Here is a 24,850-nt window from a genome sequence, read left to right as displayed (position 1 = left end):
ACCGCAGTCGGCTCTCGCCCACACGCCGAGAGGGGCAACCTGACCTTCCTCGTCGGCGGAGACGCCGCGGTGCTGGAGCCGCTCCGTCCGATCCTCGGTCGCATGGGCGGCGCGGTGAAGCACGTCGGCGCCTCGCCCGCGGGAGCGTACGCGAAGCTCAGCGTGGTCGGCGGCCCGTTCAGCGCGCCGAGCGAGGGTGAGCTCACAGGAGCTCTCTGGGGAGCTCGCTCCCGCTCATCACCTGCCGCACCTCGATGGCCATGTTGAGCGGCTCGCCGCCGAGCCCGGGCGCGGCGGACGCCTCCGCGGCGAGCTCATAGGCGCGCTCGGGGCTCCCGACGTCCACCACCCAGAAGCCGGCGAGGAACTCCTTGGTCTCGGGGAACACGCCGTCGGTGATGGGCTTGCCGTCCTTGCCGGCGCGCACGAGCCTGGCCTGGTCGGGCGCGGTCAGCGCCTCGATCCCCACGAGCTCGCCCGACTCGCGGAGCTTCTGGTTGAAGCTGTTCAGGAACGCGAGGTGCGCCTGCAGGTCCTTCGGCGGCCAGCTCATCAACGCGTAGGGCTCTCGGGTCGGCACGTGCATCATCAGGAGGTATTTCATCGTCATCTCCCTTTCAGCGTGCGCGCACCGCATCGGGCGCGCGTTCGCAGAGGAGTCGGAACCCACGCGGCGTTCTCGACATCGCGGAGGACGATACTCAAAGAAAAGTTTCTTGGCGGCCGGCAGACGACGTGAGGGAGAGGAAGGCGTGCCCCCCACCCCGGAACAGCCCTGCCACGCCGAGAGCGCCGTACCGTGCTCATCGTGTCGCGCCGCGGCCGCCGCATGTCGAGGACGACGCCTGGGACGTCCGGATCGCCGCGGCCGACGTCACGCCGCCGCGCGGACCGGCGGCAGGCGAAACGCGGCCCCCTCGGAGCGGCTGCGCCTGCGGAACGCGCCCGGCGCCTCGCCCGTGTGCCGCTTGAACGCGCGGCTGAACGCGAACTCCGAGTCGTACCCGACCTCGGCCGCCACGGCGGCCAGCGAGCCGTCGCCCTCGGCGAGCAGCTCGGCCGCCCGCTGCATGCGGAGCTCGGCGAGGTAGCGGAGCGGCGGGACCCCCAGCTCGGCGAGGAACCGCCGCGCCAGGGCGGCGCGGGAGAGGCCCGCCGCCTTCGCGAGCGCCTCGACGCTCCAGCGCTCGGCCGGCCTCTCCTGCATGAGCCGGAGCACGCGCGCGACGCGACGGTCGTAGGCGCGCGCGCCGCGACGGTCGAGCGCGCGCGACGCGCGCCCCTCGCGCGCATGCTCGTGGCAGTGCAGCGCGTAGGCGAGCAGCGGATCGAGGAGGGAGCGCGCCAGCTGGGCCTGCCCCGGGGAAGCCTCCGCCAGCGCGGCGCGCAGCAGGCCCACGACCGCAGAGAGCCCCGGCGCGCGCCGCACCTCGCCGGCAGGCAGGTGGACCACGGGCGCGAGCGAGGCGAGCGCCCCGCGGGGCGCGGCGGCGTAGGTCGCCGAGATCAGCTCCGCCTCGGCGGGAGCGCGCCCGGGCGGCGGCGCGACGCAGCGGAGGCTCTGCTCGCGGGGCCCCTCGCCGCGCGGGCCGAACCCGAGGAGCACGACGTCGCCGGCGTCGAGCTCCAGCGCGCACACGCCGTCCTGAGAGAGGCGAAAGGCGCCCTGCACGACGACGTGGAGGCTCGGCGGATCGTCCGCGCCCGCGCCCGCGCGCCAGGGCGCGCCAGGGTGGCCGCGATGCCGGGAGACCACCACGCCGCGGGGAAGCAGCCGCTCCATCTCGTCCGCCATGCCCCATGGTTGCCCGCGCCGAGGCCGCTCGTCCAGCGCTCGCTCGTGGATCGAGACGCGCGAGCATGACTCCGCGCCTCGCGGTCATGGCGCGCGGGCGAGGGCCGCCGGAAGCTCGGGGCCATGACGCGCCTCGATTCCACGCCGGATTCCACGCCGAACGAAGAAGCGCTCCCCCGCGCGCTGCCCGACAAGATCCAGAGCAGCCTGCTGAGGAGCCGGACCGTCCTGATCTTCGGGGAGATCACGAGCGAGCTGGCGCAGGCGACCACCGCGCAGCTCCTCGCCCTCGCGAGCGATGACGGCGAAAAGCCCATCCGGATCCTGATCCACTCCCCGGGCGGGCACGTGGAGTCGGGGGACACGATCCACGACGTGATTCGCTTCATCCGGCCCGAGGTCAAGGTGATCGGCACCGGCTGGGTCGCCAGCGCGGGCGCGCTGATCTTCGTCGCCGCGCGGCGGGAGAACCGGTTCGCGCTCCCGAACACGCGCTTCCTCCTGCACCAGCCGCTCGGCGGCGTGCGCGGCCCCGCCTCGGACATCGAGATCGAGGCGGCCCAGATCATGGCCGCGCGCGATCGGCTCAACCGCATCTTCGCGGCGGCGACGGGGCAGGCGCCCGCGAAGATCGCGCAGGAGACCGAGCGCAACCTGTGGATGACGGCGCGCGAGGCCCAGGAGTACGGCCTCGTGCATCGCATCGTCGAGAGCGCGCTGGAGGTCTGAGCGCGCCCGGGCAGCCCGCGCCGGCGCGGTGACGCCGGGTCGCGCGACGTCCCCTACAGAGGGGCGAACGTGCACGCACCGGCGGCGCAGACGGGCCTGGACGCGAGGCACGCAGGCGTGCCGTAGGGGCAGCCCATCCTCCGATGCTCGCGACATACGGTCGCGTCGAGGTGGACGATGAGGCGCCTCATCTGGTGGACGCCCGCCCGGTTGACCACCTCGCCACAAGTGCCGCCGCACTCGGTGCTCGTATCGACCATGACGCAATCGTTGTCGGAAGCACATGCCTGGTAAGCGGCCCGGACACGCTCCACCTGGCCGGAGGCGCGGGCATGCAGCTGCTGGCAGGCCCTCCAGTCCACGTCTCTCTCGTCCTCCGGCCGTTCCATCGTGTCGGCGAAGCCCGCGATCGCGAGCCCGAAGGAAGCCATGGCAAAGAGCGCAGAGATCCCCAGGCGAGTCCGGTTCGTTTTCATGCTGCCTCCATCGCGCGCGTGATCGCAGTCGCCGGCGACGCGGGCGCACCGCGCGGCCACTCGACTGTCATGAGGCTCCACCCGCGGGAACGGAAGGCGCTCGACGGCGTGTGCCACGGCCCAACCTGGGCGGGCAGGAGGTCCAAGCGTTTCTGTGGATGTCAGGAAACTTCAGTCTCTCCAGCTTCAACTGACGAGCTTCAGGTCGACATGCTTCCGGGAGCTCCGACCCGCGGACCTACGGTGCCTTGGCGCAGCGGAAGCCGATGCTCCAGCCGCGCGCCGTGGAAGCGCTCGGGCGGCGGTGCGCGGAGCGCACATACTGGCTCTCGACCGTATCCCACCCGCCGCCGCGGAGCACACGGCGGGAGTCGTCGCAATCGTCCCTGTCGTAGGGGCAATAATGGCTCTCGGTCCACTCCCAGACGTTGCCGGCCAGGTCCAGGGCGCCGACGGGCGATTTCCCGGCCGGCGATCGTCCGACGGGGGCGGTCGCCGGGGCCGCGTCGCCGTCGTTGTACATGCGAGGCCACGGCCCCTTCCCCACCTTCTCGAGCCGCTCCGTCAGCATCCGGCTGCACTCGGGCCCGCAGGCGTTGAGGCGCTCGCCCGAGGGAGGCGCGTGGCCCCAGGGGTAGGTCCGAGCGTCCTCGCCGCGCGCAGCGAGCTCCCACTCCGCCTCGGTGGGCAGCCGCTTGCCGGAGGCGGCGCAATACGCCTTCGCCTGGTACCAATCGACGCAGTTGATGGGGTGGTCCAGCGCCTCGGGGCCGTTGCAGAACTGGCTCCAGAAGGAGCGGCCGCTGGGCGTGAGCCCCTCCGACTCGACGGTCTCCTGCGGGCGATCGCAGGCCTTGCAGTCCGAGTAGGCCTTCACCGTCACCTCGGTGACGTCGAGGCAGAACCGACCCACGGTCACGCCATGTCGCGGGGTCTCGTCGCTGGGCGTCTCCGCGTCCGCGTCGGAGCCCATCTGGAACTCGGTGCCTTCGACGAGCACCATGCCGGCCGGGCAGCCGCCCGATCCGGCCCACGGCTCGCGCAGGAAGAGGTACACCCCCGCGCCCGCGGCGCACGCGGCGGCGGCGAGCGGCGCGGCGCGGCGGAGGCGCCTCTCACGCGCAGGCTCGCCGCCTCCGCGGCCCCGCGCCGCGGGCCGCTCCGCGGCGCGCTGGTGGAGCACGGTGTGGCCAGCCGCTGTGTCAGGGACAGGGGCCGCCGTCCCAGGGTCGCCCGCGAGCGCGCTCGAGCTCGCGAGCGTGCCTGAGGTGACAGGCTCTCTCGCGAGCTCGCCGGCGCCGTCGGGCGCGCCCAGAAGGGCGACCGGCGCGGCCACGGTCGTGGCGAACGCGGCCGGGTGATGGCGGCCCGCGGGGGCGTCGACGCCCGCCGTCCGGACCTCCAGGCTCGGAAACGCATCGACCATCTCGCGCGCCGACTGGAATCGGCAGGTCGGATCGACGGAGAGCGCCTTGGAGAACCAGTCGTCGATCGACGCCGGCAGTCCTCTCCTCTGCTCGCTCGCGGGGCGGAACCTCCCCTTCAGGACCGCCGCGCCGACGGCGACGAACGAGCTGCCCTGGAACGGCAGCGCGCCGGTCAGCGCCTCGTAGAGGATGACGCCGAGCGACCAGAGATCGGAGCGGAGATCGACGTCCTTGCTCCCCTCGAGCTGCTCGGGGCTCATGTAAGGCGCCGATCCGATCACCATCCCTGTCTCGGTGAGCGCGGGGTTCGCCGCCGGCACCGCCGCGTCGCCCGCCACCTTCGCGACGCCGAAGTCGAGCACCTTGACGAAGAGCGGGTATCCCTGGCCCCCCTCCGTGATGAAGACGTTGTGGGGCTTGATGTCGCGGTGCACGATGCCGAGCTCGTGGGCGCTCTCGAGCGCGCTCCCCACCTGCCGCACGAGCGACCTCGCGGTGGCGAAGCTGAGGCGGCCGCCGCGCTCGAGGAGCTCGGCCAGCGAGAAGCCGCGCAGGAGCTCCATCACGAGGTACGGCACGGCGCCGTCGACGACGCCGTAGTCCATGACCTGCACCACGTGCGGGTGCGCGATCCGCGCCGTGGCCCTCGCCTCGCGCTGGAAGCGCGCGACGAGGGCAGGACGCTCCGCCGCCCGCTCGGGGCGGATGAACTTCACCGCGACGTCGGTGTCGAGGGCGAGGTGCCGCGCCGCCCACACGACGCCCATCCCGCCCTGCCCGAGAGGCCTCAGCAGGTGCAGCTTGTCCGCGATGACGGCGTCGGGTCGGAGCTCCACGAGGACCAGGCGGATGGTACCACCGGCGCGCCGGCGGCCGCACCGTGGGCGGCGGGAGCCCTCAGGCCAAGGCGGCTACAGCTTCGCCTTCTCGTCGAGGAAGCCGGTCACCCACGCGAGCGGCGCGTTCCAGTTGATCGTGATCTCGTTCACGCTCCAGGCCTCGATGTTGTCCACGAAGCACCGCTGCGCGACGCACCCCTTGAGGCCGGCGCTCTGGACGTAAGGATCCTGGAGCGAGGAGTTCGGGCCGCCGGAGACCGCGCCGGGCGGCGCCTTCGGGTACTTGCTGTTCGCCTGGTGCGCCCAGAACCGGTGGTGCGGGTTCTCGAGCGGCTTGTCGCCGTAGCCGGTCACGTACGACTGCCCGAGCGGGTTGCGCCCGAGGATGTAGTCCATGCCCAGCACCACGCCGTCGAGGTACTTCGGCTGCTTGGTGAAGTCGTGGGCGAGCGCCACCACGAGCATGTTGTTCAGCACGGCCGAGTTCGAGCCCCAGTCGTACTTGCCTTCAGGCGTCCGAGCGACGAGCGTCCGGTACCCCTCCTTGTCCGCGATGGCGAGGTAGTGGTCGGCCGCCTTCGCGATGCGGCCGCGGATCTGCTGCTGCCACGCCGCGTCCACGTGGCCGGGCACGATCGCCATCGAGATCTGGCCGAGCCCGTCCGTGACCCCCCAGTAGATCTCCATCGGGAACCGCGCGTTGAGCGGCGAGGCCTGCAGGAACTGCTTATATTCCGGCTTCCCCGTCGTGACGAAGAGCTCCGCCGCGGCCCAGTAGAACTCGTCCTTGGCGTCCTTGTCGTCGTAGGGCCCGCCGCCCTTGTCGCCGCCGGGCGGCGCGTAGAGGGCCGGGTTCTGCTTCGCCGCCGCCCAGGCGCGCTCGGCGGCCTTCAGGCACTTCGCCGAGAACGCCGCGTCCACCGTCTTCCAGATGCGCGCGCACTGCGCCCCCGTGGCCGCCACGTTGAGCGTCGCCGCGGTGCTCGGCTTGTGGAGGAAGCGCGCCTGCTTGTCCTCGTGCGGCGCGAGGCCGAGGCCCGTCCACGACTCGTCGTGCATCTTGTGGTGGACCATGCCGGCGAGCGGCTTGCCTTCCGGCACCTGCATGCCCATCAGGAACTCGAGCTCCCAGCGCGCCTCGTCGAGGATGTCGGGCACGCCGTTCTTGCCCTCGGGGATGTTGAGCTTGCCGTCCGCGAAGTCGGCGCTCGAGGCGCCGATGTGCTTCGTGCGCTCGTACCAGTTGAGCAGCGTCCACACCGAGATACCGCCGTTGACGACGTACTTGCCGTGGTCGCCGGCGTCGTACCAGCCGCGGGACGCGTCGAGCGAATAGTCGCAGCCGCTGTCCTTCAGGCAGGGCGTGCTCTTGTCGTGGAGGTGCCCCGCCGGGCGCGCCAGCTCGGGCTTGCCGGCGAACGGCATCTTGATCTCGATGCCGCTCCGGTTGTGGTAGAAATACGCGAGCGCGTCGTACTTGAGCTTCTGGTAAAGGCCCGTTCCGATGTCGAACGGGAAGCTCTTCTCCTCGCCCACCTTGAGCACGTAGCCCTGGCCAGGCGCCTTGACGGCCGTGAAGTCGACGAGGTGGACGTGATCGCCCGAGGCGCCGTCCTTTCCGAAGACCTTGGTCTGGCCGTGGGCGACCGACTTGCCGGAGGCGTCGAGCAGCTCCCACGCGACCGGCGCGGTCGCCGCGCTGTTCACGGTGGCGATCTTGATGGTGCCGGGCAGATACCCGACCTGGTTCACGGCGACCTTCGGCGCCGTCGCCTCGGTCACGGGCGCCGCGGCCTTGAACTGCGGGTCGTCCAGGCGGATGTCGTCGATGCAGACCTCGAACGGCTCCTTGGCCGACGCCATGGCGCCGCCGATGTGGAACGCGAGCTCCGCCGTGGCGTCATCGGCCTTCCCCATCGTGAACTTGCCGGAGAAGGTCTTGGGCTCGGTCCCGAGGATCACGGTGTCCGACCAGTACTCCTCGTAAGGCGGCCCCGACATGCCGACCTTCGGGCGCGCCTTCGTGGGCGAGGACGCCCAGGCCTTGTACTCAAGGGTGTAGCGGTGCCCCTTCTGAATCACCATCTCCCGGTGGCGGAACTGGGCGTCCCAGTTGTTTGACCCCTTGTTCGTCACCGTGACGCAATAGGCCCCCTTCTTCACCTCGGCGCTGCCCGCGCCAGGCGCGGTGAACGAGGTGGTCCAGGGCAGGCTCTTGTTGTCGTCGAAGTTGGATGCCTTGAGCAGGTTGGTCTGCGCGGGCGCGGAGCCCCCCGCGGCGCTCGCGTCACCGTTCGCGCCGGGGCTCGCGCCGCCAGGAGGGGCGGCCCCCGCGCCGGGGCCCTGCGTGACCACGCATCCAGCGCTCAGCCCGAGCGCGAGCGCGAGCGCGGACACCCGCCCCGCTCGGCGGAGGATCGACTGCTTGAGAAAAAGGTCCTTCATAAGTCCTCGGTTCACGACTGGGAGCAATCGGCGCATAGAAAGCGGCGATTCCGTCCGTCTTGTCAAGCGCAATCCTTCCCGACGCGCGGGTTCGAGGCGCCGCGGCGGCCGTCCCGTCAACCTTCGCCTGGCAGCGACGCGCAGCCTGCTGCCATCACCCGCCATCCCACGCGGCCCTGCGGCGCGCAGCGATCCCGCGCGATCTGCCGCGCGCGGAGGGCCCAGCAAGTTCGCGCTGGTACCCGTGGCGGGGCCGCACTAACCTCCGGCGCACCTCGCGCCGTACCAGGATGGCGCTCGAGCACCTCAGGAGACGACATGGCAAAGCACAGCTTCTCAGTCCCCTTCAACGGTTCCTCTCAAGACATCGTCGCGAAGGCCAAGGCGGCGATCGAGAAGGCCGGCGGCAAGTTCGCGGGCAACGAGGGCAAGGGCGACTTCTCGGTCCCGACGCCGGCGGGGACCGTGAAGGGGACGTATGCCGTCGCAGCTCAGAGCTTCTCCGTGGACATCACGGACAAGCCCTTCATCGTGCCCGGCAGCGCGATCGAGTCCCAGGTGCGCAAGTTCCTCGAGACGGCCTGAGCCCTCTCGGGGCGCAGGCCGGCGAGCGCCCCCGCCCCGGAGCGGGGGCGCGGTGGCTCGGCCCCGAGGGCCCGAGGGTCACCGACATCAACCTGCCGGGCCTCATCGTGCCAGACGCGGCGCTCTCGCGCCTCGTGGACGAGCTCGACGCGCTCGCCCGGGAGAACCGCTGGTTCGTGCTGGCCGGCAGCGTCCCGGCCGGCACCGCGTGATGCCTCGCCGCGTGCTGGAGGCGAGAACGCAACGCAAGACGCCATAAGACGCCAGGATTTTTATGCTTTTCCCGGCGTCCTTGGCGCGCTTGGCGGCTCATCGTTCCGGCCGGGTGGGGTATTTCTCCCACCACCCCTGCTGGCAAACTCGCTCTGTCCGGCCAGCTCTCTTGTGCGGCGCGGCCATTCCCGACCCGACCCTCGACACCGGCGCGTGCGATCGAGCTCATTCACGATAGCGAGTGACAAGCGCCATCGCATCGTCGAGAATTCGACATGGACTACGTTACGGGGGAGGTCCTGCACACGGATACGTGCGTCGCGCGAGCGGCCGAGTCCAGGAGCAGCGCGCCAGCGATGCTGAGAGCTCCCTGCGGCGAGCCGCCGGCTCCGCGCGCGCTCGCGAAGCCGGTCCTCGTGCTGGAGCCCTGGGTCGATACCTCGCTGGCGCGCGTGCTCGACCAGGGCCCGCTGCCGGTGGGGGGCGCGCTGCGCCTGGGCGCCGCGGTTGCGCGCAGCCTGGGCGAGGTGCACCGGCGCGGCGTCCTCCACCGCGACATCAAGCCGGATAACGTCCTGGTCGACGCCGAGCGGACGCGCGCCTGCTTGATCGGCTTCGGGCTCGCGACCCGGTGGACGCCCGAGCTCGCCGCGCAGAGGTCGCCGGAGGCGGTCTCCGGAACGCTGGCGTACATGGCGCCCGAGCAGACGGGCCGGATGAACCGAGCGCCGGACGCCCGGGCGGACCTGTACGCGCTGGGCGCCACGCTCTACCAGCTGCTGACCGGCGCGCTGCCCTTCGACGCGGCCGACGCGCTGGAGCTGATCCACGCGCACATCGCCCGGGCGCCGGTGCCCCCGCACGAGCGGGCGCCGGAGCGAAGCATCCCCGAGGCCGTGAGCGGGATCGTGCTCAAGCTGATGGCCAAGAGGCCCGAGGACCGCTACCAGACGGCGAGCGGCGCGGCCTGGGATCTGGAGCGGGCCGCGCGGGCCTGGGTCGAGACGGGCACCGTGGCGCCGTTTCCGCTGGCGAAGCGCGACTGGGACGATCGGGTCCGAGCCCCGTCGCGCCTGTTCGGTCGGGAGCGCGAGAGCGCCGCGCTCGCGGCGCTGTTCGACCAGGCGTGCGGCGGCGCGACGGTCCTGGCGCTCGTGGCAGGGCCGTCGGGCGTGGGCAAGTCGGCGCTGGTGCAGGCGCTGCAGGGCCAGGTGCGCGCGCGGCGGGGGATCTTCGCCGCCGGCAAGTTCGACCAGCTGCAGCGCAGCACGCCGTACGCGGCGCTGGCGCAGGCGCTGCGGTCGGTGGTGCGGCGGCGGCTGGCGGACCCGGCCGAGGTGCTGGAGCGCTGGAGGCAGGCCTTCCAGGAAGCCGCGGGGCCGAACGGGCAGATCCTCGTCGAGCTCATGCCCGAGCTCGTGCACATCCTGGGCGAGCCGAGGCCGCTGGTCGAGCTCGGGCCGATGGAGGCCAAGCTCCGCTTCCAGACGACGGTGCTGCGCTTCGTGCGGACGCTGGCCACGGGCGAGCACCCGCTTGTGCTGTTCATCGATGACCTGCAGTGGGCGGACGCGGCGTCGCTGGCGCTCCTGGGCGAGCTTCTGAACGAGCCCGCGGGCCAGCACCTGCTCGTGGTGGGGGCCTACCGGGACGAGGCGGTGAGCCCGGAGCACCCGTTGAACGCGCTGCTCTCCGCCTCCGCGGCCCCGGGCGCCGTGACCGGACGGATCGCGCTTTCGCCGCTCGGCGCGGAAGCGGTCGCGGCGATGGTCGCGGACATGCTCGATCGGCCCGAGGCCGAGGTGGAGGAGCTCTCGCGGCTGGTCAAGGACAAGACGGACGGCAGCCCGTTCTTCGTCGGGCAGTCTCTGCAGCTCTTGCACGAGCGGAAGCTGCTTTCGCGCGACGCGGAGACGGGGCGTTGGCAATGGCAGCGCGAGGCGATCGAGCGGGCGGGGATCACGGACAACGTCGTCGCGCTGCTGACCCGCAGGCTGGAGCGGCTGTCGCCCGAGCTGCAGCGGGCGCTGCAGACGGCGGCGTGCGTCGGCGACCGGTTCGACGCGGAGCTCTTGGCGCACCTCGTTGGGCAAGAGGCGGAGACGGTCAGCGCGCTCCTGGCCGAGGCGGCGCGCGAGGGGCTCCTGGTGCACGAGGCCGATCGGGGGCACGAGGCCTATGCCTTCGTGCACGACCGGGTCCAGCAGGCCGCCTACGAGGCGCTCACGGCAGAGCAGCGGCTGTCGCTGCACCTGTGGATCGGCCGAGCGCTGCGGGCTCGGTACGGCGTCGCGTGCGCCGATGGGGAGCTGTTCGCGACGCTCTACCACCGCAACCGGGCCGCCGAGCGGCTGACGGACGCCCAGGAGAAGCGCGATCTCTCGGAGCAGAACCTGCGCGCGGGGCAGCGGGCCAAGGCCAGCGCGGCCTACGCGCAGGCCGTGGCGTTCCTCGGGACGGCCGCGTCGCAGCTGGGCGACGAGGGGTGGACCGAGGCCCCGGAGACGACCTTCGAGGTGCACCTGGCCATGGCCGAGGCGCTCTGGCTCGCGGAGCGCGTCGACGAAGCGGAGCGGCTCTTTCAGCGCTGCCTGGAGCGATCGCGGGACGCGCTCGAGCGCGCGCGCGTGGCCGGCGTCCTGATCGTGTTTCTTCATGTCACCGGCCGCTTCGCGCAGGGCATCGAGCTCGGCCTCTCGGCGATGGCGTGGCTCGGGCGGCCGCTGCCGACGACCCAGGAGGAGCAGCGGGCGCTGTTCGACGCGCTCATCACCGAGATCGAGCCCGCCCTGCAGCGCATGACCGTCGAGGACTGGAAGGCGCTGCCGATGAGCACCGACCGCGCCCACGCGCTGCGGTGCAGGATCCTGGAGGTGCTGGGGCCCTGCGCCTCCTTCTGGATGCCCTCGCTGAGCCGGTGCTGCTCGCCGATGCTCGCGCTGGAGACGCTGCGGTACGGGCTGACGAAGAGCTCGTTCGCGGGCTGCGTGTGCACGGCGTTGCTCCTGGCCTACCTCCTGGGGAAGCTGCCCCTGGGGCGCCGGCTGAGCGAGCCGATGCTGGCGCTCGTCGATCAGTACGACGTCGCGCGCGCCACCGCGCGCTTCAACGCCACGGTGGCCGCCATGTACTGGACGCCGCCTCCGAAGATGAGGGAGCTGTACGCGCGCGCGGCGCGCACCGCCGCCGAGGAGCGCGACCTCGTCGCCGAGGCCTTCAGCGAGATCCAGGGGGCGATGTTCGAGCTGATCGCCGGAGATGACCTCGATCGCGTCACGCGCGACCTCGACCGCATGGCCTACCGCGACCCGATGGCGATGGACTTCCGGAACCTCCTTGCCCGCTCGGCCGCCGCGCTCTCGCAGGCCCAGGCCGCGCGCGCCCTGGAGCAGGCGCTCGAGGAGATCGCGCGACCCGCGCGGGACGCGAAATCGATGGCGCTCCTGACCGCCTCGATGGCCATGGCGGGGTGGACCGGGGTCCATTTCGGCGCTGACGCGTGGGCGATCGAGGCGGTCCTCGTCGTCGAGCCGGAGTGGCAGGTCTCGTGGGGCACGCCCATGCTCATCGCCCTGACGTTCGCGCTCTGCGTCGCCGGAGCGCATGCCCTCCCCACCGCCACCGCCGAGCGGCGCGCGCTGCTCGAGGATCGGCTGGCCTTTCACGGCGCGCGCCTCGCCCTCTGGGCCCAGGGCTGCCCCGAGAGCTTCGAGGCCGTGCGCCTGCTGATGGAGGCGGGCCGCGCTCGCGCCCGGGAAGAGCACGAGGAGGCCGGGCGGCTGTACGACCAGGCCATCGAGCAGGCCCGCGACCAGGATCGGGTCAACACGGAGGCGCTCGGCCTGCGCCTGGCCGGCGAGCACCGCCTCGCCCGCGGGCACCGCGCCCTGGCCCGCGCCTACCTCTCGGCCGCGCACGACGCCTACCTGCGCTGGGGGGCACGCGCGGCGGCCGCGCGGCTCGCCCAGCGCTACCCGGACAGCATCGCGGCTTCGGGCCGCCCGGCGCTCGCGGGGGACGAGCCGCCGGACGGGGCGCCCGTGCCGACGAGCATGACCATCACCGACCGCGCGCTCCACGCGTACCTGGACATCGCCTCCGCGCTGCGCGCCGCGCAGGCGCTCTCCGGCGACCGCAACCTCGGCTCGCTCGTCACCCGCATGCTCCGCCTGCTCGCCGAGTACTCCGGCGCCGAGCGCGCCGTGCTCGCCCTCACGCAGGGCGGCGAGCTCGTCATCGCGGCGCTGCTCACCGTCAATCCCCAGCAGGTCGAGCTGGCGCTCAACGAGCCCGTCGCCGGCTCGACGCGGCTGCCGGCGACGCTTGTGCAGTACGTCGCGCGCGGCAAGGAGCCGGTGGTGCTCGGGCAGGCGGCGTGCGACAGCCGCTTCGACGAGGACCCCTACCTGCTCGCCCGCCGGCCCGGCTCGGTGCTCGCCGTGCCGCTTGTGCACCAGGGGCGCCTCTCCGGGGTGATGTACCTGGAGCACCCGAGCGTGGAGGACGCCTTCCCCCAGGCGCGCGTCGAGCTGGTGACGCTCCTCGGCGCGCTGGCGGCGACGGCGGTGGAGAACGCCACGTTCTCCACCGAGCTCTCGGCCTACAGCGAGCGGCTGGCGCGCGAGGTGGAGCAGCGCACCGCCGAGCTGGCAGCCGCGAAGCAGGCGGCCGACCTCGCCAGCCGCGCCAAGAGCGAGTTCCTGTCCAGCATGAGCCACGAGCTGCGCACACCCCTCAACAGCGTCCTCGGCTATGCGCAGGTGCTCGGCCGGCTGCCCGACCTGCCCCCCAAAGCCGCCGACGCGGCCCGCGTCATCCACACCGCCGGCACGCACCTGCTCGGCCTCATCAATGACGTGCTCGATCTGGCCAAGATCGAGGCCGGCAAGATGGACGTCCGCCCGACCGCCGTCGATCTGCCCACGCTCCTCCGGACCGTGGCCAACCTCTGCCGGGTGCGCGCCGAGGAGAAGGGTCTCTCGTTCGCTTACGAGCGTGTCGGCCCCGAGCGGCTGGTGGTGCGCGCCGACGAGAAGCGGCTGATGCAGGTGCTGCTCAACCTGCTGGGCAATGCCATCAAGTTCACCGAGCAGGGCGGGGTGACATTGCGCGTCGAGGTGCTGGAGCCGCCGGAGGACCGATGGCGCACGGTGCGCTTCCAGATCGAGGACACAGGCCCCGGCATCGCCCCAGAGCACCTCGAGCGCATCTTCGAGGCCTTCGAGCAGGTCGGCGACGAGAAGCGGCACGCCGAGGGCACGGGGCTGGGGCTGGCGATCACGAAGAAGCTCATCGAGCGGCTGGGCGGCAGCATCGAGGTCGATAGCCAGCTCGGCCGAGGCACGGTCTTCACGGCGACGCTCCGGCTGCTCGAGGCGACCGCGCCCGAGGGGCGCGCGGGGCTGTCGTGGGAGGCGATCATCGGGTACGAGGGCGAGCGCCGCACGATCCTCGTGGTGGACGACAACGCCGAGAACCGCGCGCTGCTGCGCGACTTGCTGGAGCCGCTCGGCTTCGAGCTGCTGGAGGCCGACGGCGGCGAGCGCGCGCTCGCGCTTGCCCTCGACCGGACGCCGGACGTCATCGTGATGGACCTGGCCATGCCGGGCATGGACGGATACGAGGCGACACGGCGCTTGCGGCAGAGGCCCGAGCTCGCCCGAACCGCGATCATCGCCTCGTCCGCCAGCACCTCGGAGGTCGAGCGGCACAAGAGCCTGAGCGCGGGATGCGACGATTTTCTGTCCAAGCCGGTACAGGCCGGCGCGTTTCTGGAGCTGCTCCGAGGCACGCTCCAGCTCGAGTGGCGGCGCCGAGCGGGGCAGAGCGCGGCCGTGCCCATGCACACCCTGGCCGATGAGGAGCTCTGCACGCTCCCCGCCCCGCCGGCCCAGGAGCTGGCTCGGCTCGTCGAGCTGGCCGACAGAGGGCTCATCTCCCAGGTGCTGAACGAGCTCGTTCGGCTCGAGGAGGCCGACCCGCAGCTCGGAGCGTGGAGCGGGCAGGTGCGCGCGGTGGCGCGAAGCTTCCAGATCAAGCGGCTCCGCGGTATGCTCCAGGCGCAGCTCCGGCACGGCATCACGACAGCTCCTCCGACCGCGCAGCCCGAACGACGGCCATGGCGAGCGCGCCCGGGCGAAAAACCATAGTGGGCGGATGAGTTAGAAGGTCGTCGCGACCGGTTCACGCTGGCGCTACGTTGCCATCGTCTCCAATGAACACAACCTCAGAGCCCGGTGCCCCGTCGTATACCATCCTGATGGTCGACGATGTGCCTGAAAGCATGGCCTCGACAGCCGCTCAGCTCGAGGAGCGAGGCTTTCGGGTGGCTGTCGCTCAGGATGGTGAAGATGCGCTGGAGCGGGCCGAGCTCCTTTCTCCCGATCTGATCCTGCTCGATGTGTTGATGCCGGGAATGAACGGCTTCGAGACGTGCCGGCGCCTGAAAGCGTCTGAAAACACCAGGGGAATTCCGGTGATCTTCATGACCGCTCTGGAAGAGACGGCCCACAAGGTGGCCGGGTTCGAAGCCGGCGGCGTCGATTACGTCGTCAAGCCTCTGGAGCTCGACGAGGTGTTGGTGCGAATCAAGACGCACCTGGAACTGTCTACGATGCGCGCGGAGCTCGAGGCGCAGAACGTGCAGCTGCGGCGGGAAATCGAGGAGCGCCAGCGATTGGAGGCCGCGCTGCGATGCGCCCACGACAAGCTGGAGCGGAGAGTGGAGGAGCGCACGGCCGAGCTTGCAGCGGCCAACGATCTCCTGAAACAGGAGAACGGCGAGCGCAAGCGGGCCGAGGAGACATTGCGCGAAAGCCAGGGCATGCTGCAGGCCATCATCGACAATTCGGCGGCCATGGTCTACGTGAAGGACCTGCAGGGCCGATACCTGCTGAGCAACCGCCGTTTCAGGCAGCTGTTCCAACCGACGGTGGAGTCGACCGGGTCGATCGAGTCGACCGAGTCGATCAAGTCGACCAAATCGACCGAGTCGATCGTCGGCATGACCGACCACGATCTCTTCCCCCCGGAGCAGGCCGAGACATTCCGCTCTTTCGACAGGCGGGTGCTGGAGGCCCAGGAGCCCCTGGAGACCGAGGAGGTGGTGCCGCAGGGCGACGGGATGCACACCTATATCTCGGTCAAGTGCCCTCTGTTCGACGCGGAAGGCAAGCCCTATGCTGTGTGCGCCATCTCCACGGACATCACCGAGCGCAAGCGGGCGGAGGAAGAGCGGGAGAAGCTGCTGGCCAGCGAGCAGGCGGCGCGTTCCAGGGCCGAGGCCGCCGACCGGATGAAAGACGAGTTCCTCTGCACGCTCGGCCACGAGCTGCGAACTCCATTGACCTCTATCCTCGGCTGGGCGCACATTCTTCTCCGCACGGACAAGCCTGACGCGGCCAGGGTGCAGCGCGGCCTCGAGGTGATCGAGCGCAACGGCATGGCCGAGCTGAAGCTCGTCGAGACGCTGCTCGACGTCTCCGCCATCCTCTGCGGCAAGGTGGACCTGAAGCGGCAGCCGGTCAGCATGGCCGAGGTCATCCAGGCGATCATCGACTCTGTAACTCCGGCCTCGGAAGCGAAGGACGTCTGCATCTCGCTGTCGCTCCGCTCGGCGACCGGCCGGGTCTGGGGCGATCGCGGGCGCCTGGAGCAGATCGTGAGCAATCTGCTGAGCAACGCCGTCAAATTCACGCCCGCCGGCGGGCGCGTGGCCGTGTCGCTGGAGGAGATGGGCGCAAAGACTCAGCTCCGCATCAGCGATACCGGCGAGGGGATAAGCGCGGATTTTCTCCCCCATGTGTTCGACAAATTTCGCCGGGCAAACAGCTCGACCACCCGCTGGCACAGCGGACTCGGGCTGGGGCTCTCCATCGTGCAGGATCTGGTGAGAATGCACGGCGGAGAGGTTCGCGCCGAAAGCGCCGGGGAGGGTCGGGGCGCGGTGTTCATCGTGGACCTGCCGCTGATGCCGGTGGTCGAGGAGGCCGCTGCTCCGCCTCCGGCCGACGCAGGGGAAGCGCGCTCGGTCTAGCGCTGCAGCGGGAAGGCGACGGCGCCTGGCCCGTCAGGCGCCGTCGCCGGCGAGGTGGACCTTGAGCACGCTCTCTTCCGCCGGCACGCCGAGCCGGAGGGGAAACCCGTAGTGTCCTGTCCCGCGGTGCACGTAGAGCCGATCGGGGCCGCGGGCCCACAGGCCATGATCGGGCATCTTCACGAAGAGCTGGAGGGCGGTCCAGGAGCCTCCGAGGCTGACAAGACCGAGCTGCCCGCCGTGGGTGTGGCCCGAGAGCACGAGATCGCCCTCCCCCTCGCCGAGGTGGCGGAACGCGCCCGGATCGTGGAGCAGGACGAGCCGGAGCGCGCCCTTCCTGCGCGGGTGACGGGCGCAGACCGCCGCCATGCGCTCGGCGCGATCGCGGTAATGGAAGTCCATCCCGAGGACCTGGACCGGCCCGGCGGCGGTCTCGACGAGCGCCGCGTCGTCCACGAGCAGGCGCGCTCCAGCGCGCTCCAGCGCGGTCGCGACGTGGCGGGGCGACTCGTGATCATGGTTGCCGTGGCACGCGAACACACGCCCCTCCAGGGCGCGGAGCGGGGACAGGGCCTCGGCGAGGTGATCCGCGGTGTGCTGCGATTCCATCGTCAGGTAATCGCCGGTGAGCACGACGAGATCGGGATCGCGCTCCACCGCGCGCTCGCAGATGCCGCGGAGCCGGGCGACCGACATGAACGGACCGAGGTGCGGATCGGTGATCTGGACGATGCGGAGGGGCCGGCGCGCGCCGGGCGCCCCCTCGCGCGGGAGCGGGTGGCGGCGCAGCCCGTCGACCGGGGCGCGGTCGACGATGAGCTCGATCTCCTCGCGGCGGGCGGTGAGCGACTGGAGGATACCGACGACGGCGAGCGCGAACGGCACCCAGAGGCCGTACGGCGTGGCCCCGAGCGCGCTCGCGATGGCCCACGGGAACGACAGGAAGATCGCCGCCACGAAGTAGGACGCGGGGATGCTCACGAGCGCGCGGTAGGCGAGCGGCCGCATCCGGGGGCGCGAGAGCAGGAGGAAGTGCAGGTACACCGCGCCCTGGAGGTAGGCGAACGCCGGCGCGAGCGGGCCGACGTGGCGGACGAGCGCGCACGAGATCAGGGTGTGGATGCCGAGCAGCACGCCGACGAACCGCGCGTAGAGCCCGCCCCGACGGCGCCTCGCCGCTGCCACGACGACGAGCCAGGCCAGGGCGGAGGCCGCCCAGAACAGGACGATGGGGGACACGAACTTCAATCGACGGCTCCAGACGACCCAGCGCACAGGACCACCGCGGTCTGCTCTGCCTGGACGGACGCGGAGTGTCCCGCGTCCAGCGCGTCCGCGCCAGGCGCCACCGGAGGCCGACCGCCAGGCGCGTGACGCGCGTGCGCCGCGCCGCCCGGCGGCGTTGCGACACAGGCACCTCGCTGGTAGGGAGGCGCGATGCTCCTCCTCGTGAGCCACGCGCTTCGCGCGCTGGATCCCGGCGATCAGGGCCATCCTGACAGGGCCACACGAGGACTGGCACGTTCGATGGGAGGCTGAGGCCTCTTCACGTCCATGGCTCCTTCCGGTGCTCCGGGAGGGCATCGCCACGAGGGTCGCCCCGATGATCCCCTACACCAGGCGCGCTTGGCTGCCGATGCTGGTCTCGCCGCGGGGCTCCCTGTCGCCGGGCGTGATGCGTCGCGTGCTGGCCTTCGGGGTCATCGCCGCCGCGCTCTGGCTCGCGCACAGGCACATCCCCCGCGTGTCGCTCTCGATCGGCGTTCACGAGGTCGCCGGCGCGGTGATCGCGCTCATCCTCGCGTTCCGGACGAACACGGCCTATAACCGCTTCTGGGAGGGTCGCACCCTCTGGGGCTCGATCGTGAACGCGAGCCGCAACATCACGCGCATCGTGAACGCGCACGCCGCGGTGGATCCGGGCGCGGCGCGCGAGGTCGCCGTCTGGGTGGTGGTGTTCGTCCACGCCGCGCGGCGCGCGCTGCGCGGGCAGGCCGAGCGCCCGGAGATCGACCGGCTGCTCCCGGCGGAGCAGATCGAGGCCCTCTCCGCGCACCCTCACCCGCCGCTCCGCGCGGCGCAGCAGGTCGCCGAGCGCCTCGCGGCCTTCGTGCGGGCCGGGAGCCTCGAGCGCAACATGGCGGTGTGCGCCGAGGAGCAGCTGAGCGTCCTGGTCAACTGCCTCGGTGGCTGCGAGCGCATCCTCAAGACCCCCACGCCGCTCGGCTACATCCTGCTGCTCCAGCGGGGCGTGGCGCTCTACCTGGCCACGCTGCCCCTCGCCCTCGTCGAGGCGCTCGGGGTGCTGACGCCCTTCGTGACGATGCTGGTGGCGTATCCCGTCCTGATGATCGAGGCGCTCGGCGGGGAGCTCGACGACCCGTTCGGCCACGAGCCGAACGACCTGCCCCTCACGCGCATCTGCGACACCATCGAGCGCGACCTCCTGGGGTCGTCGCCGCTCCACCTGGTGATGGCGTCGAAGGCCGAGAGCTACCAGGAGTGAGCGCGGCGATGGCGGCGCCCTTCCCGCCTCTTCCCGAGCAGAGCGGTGGAAGGCGCGCTGCATCCGACCCGCCATGGCGCCGCCGCGCGCTCCTGGCAATCGGCTGCACACTATCGTAGATCTGCGGCGCTCGCGGGCGTGGCCCCGCGTCGCCGAGGCCTGGACGCACCCATGACTGACCGTTACGCCATCATCGGCAATCCCATCTCCCAGACCAAGTCGCCGGCGCTGCAGACCGCCTTTGCCAGGCAGTGCGGGCAGGACATGGTGTACGGCGCGATCCTCGGCGAGCTGGATGGCTTCGCCGCCGCCGTGCGCGGGTTCCAGAAGAGCGGCGGCAAGGGCATGAACATCACCATGCCCTTCAAGCTCGACGCCTTTGCGCTGGCCGACGAGCTGACGCCGCGCGGCCGCGCCGCCGGCGCGATCAACATGTTCACCTTGCGCGCGGACGGCACCATCCTCGGCGACAACACCGACGGCTTCGGCATCGTGCGCGACATCACCCACAACCTCGGCCGCCGCCTCGAGGGCGCGCGCGTGCTGCTCCTCGGCGCGGGCGGCGCGGTGCGCGGCACCTTGTTGCCGCTCTTCGATGAGCAGCCGGCCGAGATCTTCATCGCCAACCGCACCGCCAGCAAGGCCGTGGAGCTCGCCTCGGAGTTCGGCCCGCATGCCGGCGCCGTCCAGCTCGCCGGCGGCGGCTTCGCCGACATCGCCGGGCGCTTCGACGTGATCATCAACGGCTCCGCCTCCTCCATGACCAACGAGGTGCCGCCCCTTCCCGCCGGCGTATGGGACAAGGGCTCACTGGCCTACGACATGGCCTACAAGAAGGAGCCGACCGCGTTCGTGCAGGCCGCACGCGCGGCCGGCGTGGGTCAGACAGCCGACGGCCTCGGCATGGTGGTCGAGCAGGGCGCCGAGTGCTTCACCCTGTGGCGCGGCATGCGGCCCGACACCGCGCCTGTGATCGCTGCGCTGCGGGGAGCCTGAGCGGCGCGCCCGGGCCGTCAGGGTCGCGCACGCGCCCACCACGGCGAGCTCACGTCAGGCAGCGAGGTGCTCGCCTCTTGGTCTGACCGGGGCATTCAGCCGACATCCGGAGTTCCCCGAGCGCTGGCAGCCGAAGTACATGGCGCCAAGGGCGCGGCCGTCCCGCGGCATCCGCATGAGCCGAGTGAACGGCGGACATACGCGCAGAACGATGTCTCACATCATCGGACCAAAATGCTCCCGTTCGTTCGTTTTGCAGCATTGAATGCGCGGCGCAGGCGTCGATTAGACGCACTGCATTGCATTGAAGGAGGGCAGATGTCCGGCACGACAGTCACCGAGGAGCCGATCCGTCGATTTTCTGCGCTGTCGAGCACGATCACGGCAGGTCCGGCGAAGAGCGACCGCTCGCGCGAGGACGTGGCCCGAGCGAACACGGTGCTCGCCACCGCAGCCCCCTCCAGAGCCCCCCTGCGCCGCAGGGCGATGGTCAAGGCCGGCGGCGTGGGCGCGGCCGCTCGCACGCCGGATGACCACGCGACAACCGCGGCGGCCGCCGCGCCGCCCTCGCAGCGATCGCAGGCGAGGCCGCCGCTTTCGGCCGGCACCCGCATCGGCCATTACGAGCTCCTGCGCGAGCTCGGCCGGGGGGGAATGGGCGTTGTGTTCCTCGCGCGCGACACGCGGCTCGCCCGCCTCGTCGCGATCAAGCTCCTCACCCGCCTGAGCAGCCTCGGGGTCCAGCGCTTCCTTGTCGAGGCGCAGGCCACCGCGCGCTGCAAGCACGAGCACATCGTGACGATCCATGAGGTGGACGAGCACAACGGTTACCCGTACATGGTGCTCGAGTTCATCGAGGGCCAGAGCCTCCGCGGCTGGATGGAGCGGCGCAGGCCCGCGGAGGCAGGCGTGGAGGTGTCGACTGCGCCGCTGCCGCCCGCCCTGGCGGTCGACCTGATGGCCCCCGTCGTGCGCGCGCTCGCGAGCGCCCACGCGTCCGGCATCGTCCATCGCGACCTCAAGCCCGAGAACATCATGCTGGACGCGTCGGGCGCGATCAAAGTGGTCGATTTCGGCATCGCCAAGCTGCGTGACGAAGCGGCGAGCCTCGCAGCCGATGGCCCTTCCGCCGGGGACACGCGCCTCACCCCCGACGGAGGGATCATCGGCACGCTGGCGTACATGTCCCCCGAGCAGTGGCAGGGAACAGGGATCGATCCGTCCAGCGATATCTGGGCGGTGGGCATCATGCTGCACGAGCTCGTGCTCGGCAGGCACCCGCTCGCGCCGTGCAGCGGGGAGGCTCTCCTCAGCGTGCCGGTCCTCGACGAGCCGCTCCCCGAGGTCAGCGCGCGCCACCCGGAGATCGGCGTGCTCGGCGCGATCATCGATCGCTGCCTGCGCAAGCGAGGAGCCGAGCGGTACGCCTCCGCCGAGGAGCTCTTGGCGGAGCTCTTGCCCCTCCTGCCCGGGCGCCGGGAGCTCCACCTCGGCGCTGACGAGAACCCGTTCGCCGGCCTCTCCTCCTTCCAGGAGGCCGACGCCGACCGCTTCTTCGGCCGCGCGCAGGATGTCGCGGGTGTGGTCGCGCGCCTCCGGAGCCAGCCGCTGCTCGCGATCGCAGGCGCGTCGGGCGTGGGGAAATCGTCGCTCGTGCGGGCCGGGGTGATCCCGGCGCTCAAGCGATCCGGCGAGGGCTGGGAGGCGCTCATCGTGCGTCCCGGGCGCGAGCCGATGGAGGCGCTCGCGGAGCTCTTCACCAACCCCGGCGTGACCCTGAGCACCGAGCTCCAGGCGCTCGCCCCGGATGGCGCCGCGGCGGCGCGGGCGGCGCTGGTCCCGCGGCTGCGCGCCGAGCCGGGCCTGCTCGGCGCCGCGCTCCGCGGGTGGGCGGTCCGCGCGCAGAAGCGCCTCGTTGTGTTTCTCGATCAATTCGAGGAGCTGTTCACGCTCGGCGCCCCTGCCGACGAGCGCGCGGCGTTCCTCGCGTGCCTCGAGGGCATCGCCGACGACGCGTCGTCGCCGCTGCGGCTCGTCCTGTCGGTGCGGTCGGATTTCATCGAGCGGCTGGCCGGGCACGAGCGCTTCATGGCGGGGATGCTCCGTGGCCTCGTGTTCCTCCGGCCGATGGTGCGCGAGGACCTGCGCGAGGCGCTGGTGAGGCCGATCGAGGCGGCGCGGCACGAGATCGAGGATCCGGCGATGATCGAGGGTATCCTCGACGCGCTGGAGAGGACACACGGCGCGCTGCCGCTGCTCCAGTTCACGGCGGCCAGGCTGTGGGAGATGCGCGATCGCAAGCGCCGGCTGCTCACGCGGGCGAGCTACGAGGCGCTCGGCGGCGTGGCGGGCGCGCTGGCCAGCCACGCCGACACGTTGTTGGCCGGGATGAGCTGGCGCCAGGCGAAGCTGGCGCGGGCGGTCCTGAAGCGCCTGGTGACGCCGGAGCGGACGTGCGCCGTGGCCAGCCTGAGCGAGCTGTGCGAGCTGCCCGGGGATCCAGGCGCGATCGAGCGGGTGGTGGGCCTGCTCGCCGACGGGCGGCTCCTGGCGATCGAGAGGGGGAGCGACCGCGCGGGCAGCACGGTGGAGATGGTGCACGAGTCGCTGATCGAGCGGTGGCCGACGCTCAAGCGCTGGCTCGACGAGAGCCAGGAGGACGCGGTGTTCCTGGAGCGGTTGCGCGCGGCCGCGAGGCTGTGGGATTCGAGCGACCGGGCCGTGGACATGCTCTGGCGCGGCGAGATGGCCGAGGAGGCTCGCGGCCTTCGCAGGCGCTACCGGGGGAAGCTGCCGGAGCGAGAACGGCTCTTCCTGGAGGAGGTGCTCCGGCTGGCCGATCACAGGCGGCGTCGGCGGCACCGGTTCATCACCTGGGTCATCGCAGCCCTGTCGCTGGTGGTGGTCTCGGGGATGGGCCTCGTGAAGGTGACCCGCGAGAACTGGGCGATCATGGTGCAGCACGAGCAATCGTGGCTGAAGGCCGCGAGCGAGGCCTGGGCGAGGAGCGTGGCGGAGCGCGATCTGCGGATCAGCGAGGAGAAGCGCAGGTCGGCCGAGCGGACGGTCCTCGAAGCCGAGGCGGCCCGGAAGCACGCCGAGGCCGAACTGGAGCTCGCCCGCATAGAGGCCTACAAGGCGCGGGAGAACGAGGCCAAGGCGAGGAAGCAGGTGAAGGAGGTGCGGCACAGCAACAAGCCACAGTGGAATGCGCCGTTCCGCCCGATCGAGACATCACGATAGGGCGCCCCGGGCACGTCGTGCCGGTGCGCCGCAGATCGCGCCCCAAGCTCGCCACCGCCGCCCCACGCACGTCGTAGAGCGTCAGCAGTTGCCCGGTCGTTCCGGGGCAGGTGCCGCGGTCGGCGGCTCGGGGATGTCGGTGTCAGTCTGCTTGACTGTCAATTCCATCTCCTCCTCCAAGGGCGCATGTCTCCCGATTCAGAGGTTCGTGTCGGCCTGGAAGCATGTGACTCGCTGGCCGCCCCCTTCGGCATACAAGGACATCAAGAACCACCGCGACGTCAGCAACGAGCACCGGCCGTTCGACTTCGTCATCAAGGACGGCGACACCCGGCGCAGATCCCGCAGTTGTGGCTTGACGCCCCCGAAACATTTGGGTTTCCTGCGCCCCGTGAACATGGGTGCGCCGCGATGACGGTGAAGGGCAATGGCTTCGAGGTCGTCTTCGGCCGTCCGGCGAAGGTCCTGGCAGAGGCGCCGGGGCGCGTGAACCTGATCGGGGAACACACCGACTATAGCGGCGGCTACGTGCTGCCGACGGCGATCCCGCAGAAGACGCGCGTCGAGCTCGCGCCCCGGGAAGACAGGCTCATCCAGGTCGCGTCGGCGAACGTGGACGGCGGCGCCCGGCTCTCGTTCCGCGCCGGCGAGGAGGCGCGCCGCGGCCTGTGGCTCGACTACATTCAGGGCATCACCGCGGTCCTCCGCGGCCGGGGCGCATCGATCCCCGGCTTCGACGCGAGGATCGAGTCGACAGTACCGCTCGGAAGCGGCCTGTCGTCGAGCGCCTCGCTGCTCGTGGCGCTCGCCCGCGCCCTGCGGTCGATGCTCGGCCTGTCCATCGACGACGTGGAGATCGCCCGGATCGCGCACGCCGCGGAGCACGACTTCGTGGGCGCGCCGGTCGGGACGATGGATCAGATGGCCGCGAGCCTCGCCGACGAGAGCACGGCGCTCTTCATCGACACGAGGACGCTCGCGTTCGAGCGCATCCCGCTGCCCGCGGAGGCCGAGCTGCTCGTCGTCGACTCCGGGGTGGCTCACCAGCACGCGAGCGGCGACTACAAGACGCGGCGCGCGGAGTGCGAGCGCGCGGCCGCGGCGCTCGGCGTCCCGGAGCTCCGGGACGTCGACGCGATGCGCGCGTCGATCGAGCCGCGCATCGCCTCGCTGCCGGCGCCGCTCGACCGGCGCGCGCGCCACGTCGTGACCGAGAACGCCCGGGTGCTCGCCGCCGTGGCCGCGCTCCGCGCCGGGGATCTGGGCCGCCTCGGCGAGCTCTTCGACGCGTCCCACCGGTCGATGCGCGACGATTTCGAGGTGTCCGTGCCGGCGGTCGACGAGCTGGTGGAGAGCGCGCGGGCGCAGCCGGACGTCTTCGGCGCCCGGCTGACCGGCGGCGGCTTCGGAGGCGCGATCGTGGCTTTGGTGAAGCGCGGGCGCGCGGCGAGCGTTGGGCGGGCCGTCGTGGAGGCCTACGCGCGCACGCCGGGCCGCCGGGCGAAGGTGCTTGTAGGCGGGCCCGTCTCCTAGCAGCAAATCTAGCAGCGAAGCCCGGCGT

General features: G+C 71.5%; 14 protein-coding genes and 1 pseudogene. 9 read left to right on the top strand and 6 right to left on the bottom strand.

The window, feature by feature from the left end:
• Window positions 1–21 precede the first annotated feature (21 nt).
• Window positions 22–267: pseudogene (locus WMF45_RS12825) on the top strand (NAD(P)-binding domain-containing protein); the annotation flags it as partial.
• On the opposite strand, the gene WMF45_RS12820 reads toward WMF45_RS12825, so the two are convergent.
• Window positions 203–604 (bottom strand): YciI family protein, encoded by a 402-nt coding sequence (locus WMF45_RS12820; RefSeq protein WP_437717193.1) that lies wholly within the window; start codon window positions 602–604, stop codon window positions 203–205. The pseudogene WMF45_RS12825 and the gene WMF45_RS12820 sit on opposite strands and share 65 nt — an antisense overlap.
• A gap of 270 nt (window positions 605–874) precedes the next feature.
• Complete coding sequence (locus tag WMF45_RS12815) at window positions 875–1,795, bottom strand: helix-turn-helix domain-containing protein (RefSeq protein WP_437717192.1); 921 nt, start codon at window positions 1,793–1,795, stop codon at window positions 875–877.
• 123 nt (window positions 1,796–1,918) lie between these two features.
• On the opposite strand from WMF45_RS12815, the gene WMF45_RS12810 reads away from it, so the two are divergent.
• A complete protein-coding gene (locus WMF45_RS12810) occupies window positions 1,919–2,524 on the top strand; it encodes an ATP-dependent Clp protease proteolytic subunit (protein ID WP_437717191.1) in 606 nt (201 codons plus the stop codon).
• A gap of 53 nt (window positions 2,525–2,577) precedes the next feature.
• Here WMF45_RS12810 and WMF45_RS12805 read toward each other — a convergent pair whose 3' ends face one another.
• The 3 genes from WMF45_RS12805 to WMF45_RS12795 form a co-directional block, all read right to left on the bottom strand.
• Entirely contained in the window at window positions 2,578–3,000 is a 423-nt protein-coding gene (locus WMF45_RS12805) for a hypothetical protein (protein WP_437717190.1), read from the bottom strand.
• Between the two features lie 238 nt (window positions 3,001–3,238).
• The gene (locus tag WMF45_RS12800; RefSeq protein ID WP_437717189.1) at window positions 3,239–5,263 is read right to left on the bottom strand and encodes a bifunctional serine/threonine-protein kinase/formylglycine-generating enzyme family protein; all 2,025 of its coding nucleotides are present in this window, start codon (window positions 5,261–5,263) and stop codon (window positions 3,239–3,241) included.
• Window positions 5,264–5,338: 75 nt separating this feature from the next.
• A complete protein-coding gene (locus tag WMF45_RS12795; protein WP_437717188.1) occupies window positions 5,339–7,711 on the bottom strand; it encodes a glycoside hydrolase family 9 protein in 2,373 nt (790 codons plus the stop codon).
• A 318-nt stretch (window positions 7,712–8,029) separates the two neighbouring features.
• Here WMF45_RS12795 and WMF45_RS12790 point away from each other — a divergent pair, with 318 nt between their 5' ends.
• The 3 genes from WMF45_RS12790 to WMF45_RS12780 all read left to right on the top strand — a co-directional run bounded on the left by WMF45_RS12790 (window position 8,030) and on the right by WMF45_RS12780 (window position 16,544).
• Window positions 8,030–8,296, top strand: a complete 267-nt coding sequence (locus WMF45_RS12790; protein WP_437717187.1) for a hypothetical protein — start codon at window positions 8,030–8,032, stop codon at window positions 8,294–8,296.
• A 488-nt stretch (window positions 8,297–8,784) separates the two neighbouring features.
• On the top strand, window positions 8,785–14,658 hold the full coding sequence (locus WMF45_RS12785; RefSeq protein ID WP_437717186.1) for an AAA family ATPase: 5,874 nt from the start codon (window positions 8,785–8,787) through the stop codon (window positions 14,656–14,658).
• A gap of 110 nt (window positions 14,659–14,768) precedes the next feature.
• Complete coding sequence (locus tag WMF45_RS12780; RefSeq protein ID WP_437717185.1) at window positions 14,769–16,544, top strand: ATP-binding protein; 1,776 nt, start codon at window positions 14,769–14,771, stop codon at window positions 16,542–16,544.
• 33 nt (window positions 16,545–16,577) lie between these two features.
• Here the strand turns inward: WMF45_RS12780 and WMF45_RS12775 are convergent, their stop codons facing one another.
• Window positions 16,578–17,783 (bottom strand): metallophosphoesterase, encoded by a 1,206-nt coding sequence (locus tag WMF45_RS12775; RefSeq protein ID WP_437719530.1) that lies wholly within the window; start codon window positions 17,781–17,783, stop codon window positions 16,578–16,580.
• A gap of 364 nt (window positions 17,784–18,147) precedes the next feature.
• Here WMF45_RS12775 and WMF45_RS12770 point away from each other — a divergent pair, with 364 nt between their 5' ends.
• The 4 genes from WMF45_RS12770 to galK all read left to right on the top strand — a co-directional run bounded on the left by WMF45_RS12770 (window position 18,148) and on the right by galK (window position 24,822).
• Window positions 18,148–19,050: a bestrophin family protein gene (locus tag WMF45_RS12770; protein WP_437717184.1), complete on the top strand. Its 903-nt coding sequence runs from the start codon at window positions 18,148–18,150 to the stop codon at window positions 19,048–19,050.
• 171 nt (window positions 19,051–19,221) lie between these two features.
• Window positions 19,222–20,046: a shikimate dehydrogenase gene (aroE, locus tag WMF45_RS12765; protein ID WP_437719529.1), complete on the top strand. Its 825-nt coding sequence runs from the start codon at window positions 19,222–19,224 to the stop codon at window positions 20,044–20,046.
• A 234-nt stretch (window positions 20,047–20,280) separates the two neighbouring features.
• Window positions 20,281–23,289, top strand: coding sequence for an nSTAND1 domain-containing NTPase (locus tag WMF45_RS12760; RefSeq protein ID WP_437717183.1), 3,009 nt, complete (start codon window positions 20,281–20,283; stop codon window positions 23,287–23,289).
• A gap of 411 nt (window positions 23,290–23,700) precedes the next feature.
• A complete protein-coding gene (gene galK, locus WMF45_RS12755; RefSeq protein WP_437717182.1) occupies window positions 23,701–24,822 on the top strand; it encodes a galactokinase in 1,122 nt (373 codons plus the stop codon).
• The last annotated feature ends 28 nt before the right edge of the window (window positions 24,823–24,850 follow it).

This window comes from Sorangium sp. So ce448 (genome assembly GCF_051520915.1).
GTDB classification, from domain to species: domain Bacteria; phylum Myxococcota_A; class Polyangia; order Polyangiales; family Polyangiaceae; genus Sorangium; species Sorangium cellulosum_B.
Note: the sequence above shows the minus strand (reverse complement) of the source record. Positions and strands in the feature narration are given on the sequence as shown.

What these genes read in the sequence shown, in the direction of transcription:
- WMF45_RS12815 (WP_437717192.1), bottom strand. Translation starts at nt 1,795, where the DNA reads ATGGCGGACGAGATGGAGCGGCTGCTTCCCCGCGGCGTGGTGGTCTCC.
- aroE (WP_437719529.1), top strand. Translation starts at nt 19,222, where the DNA reads ATGACTGACCGTTACGCCATCATCGGCAATCCCATCTCCCAGACCAAG.
- WMF45_RS12810 (WP_437717191.1), top strand. Translation starts at nt 1,919, where the DNA reads ATGACGCGCCTCGATTCCACGCCGGATTCCACGCCGAACGAAGAAGCG.
- WMF45_RS12770 (WP_437717184.1), top strand. Translation starts at nt 18,148, where the DNA reads ATGATCCCCTACACCAGGCGCGCTTGGCTGCCGATGCTGGTCTCGCCG.
- WMF45_RS12780 (WP_437717185.1), top strand. Translation starts at nt 14,769, where the DNA reads ATGGTCGACGATGTGCCTGAAAGCATGGCCTCGACAGCCGCTCAGCTC.
- WMF45_RS12805 (WP_437717190.1), bottom strand. Translation starts at nt 3,000, where the DNA reads ATGAAAACGAACCGGACTCGCCTGGGGATCTCTGCGCTCTTTGCCATG.
- WMF45_RS12820 (WP_437717193.1), bottom strand. Translation starts at nt 604, where the DNA reads ATGAAATACCTCCTGATGATGCACGTGCCGACCCGAGAGCCCTACGCG.
- WMF45_RS12760 (WP_437717183.1), top strand. Translation starts at nt 20,281, where the DNA reads ATGCTCCCGTTCGTTCGTTTTGCAGCATTGAATGCGCGGCGCAGGCGT.
- WMF45_RS12795 (WP_437717188.1), bottom strand. Translation starts at nt 7,711, where the DNA reads ATGAAGGACCTTTTTCTCAAGCAGTCGATCCTCCGCCGAGCGGGGCGG.
- galK (WP_437717182.1), top strand. Translation starts at nt 23,701, where the DNA reads ATGACGGTGAAGGGCAATGGCTTCGAGGTCGTCTTCGGCCGTCCGGCG.
- WMF45_RS12785 (WP_437717186.1), top strand. Translation starts at nt 8,785, where the DNA reads ATGGACTACGTTACGGGGGAGGTCCTGCACACGGATACGTGCGTCGCG.
- WMF45_RS12790 (WP_437717187.1), top strand. Translation starts at nt 8,030, where the DNA reads ATGGCAAAGCACAGCTTCTCAGTCCCCTTCAACGGTTCCTCTCAAGAC.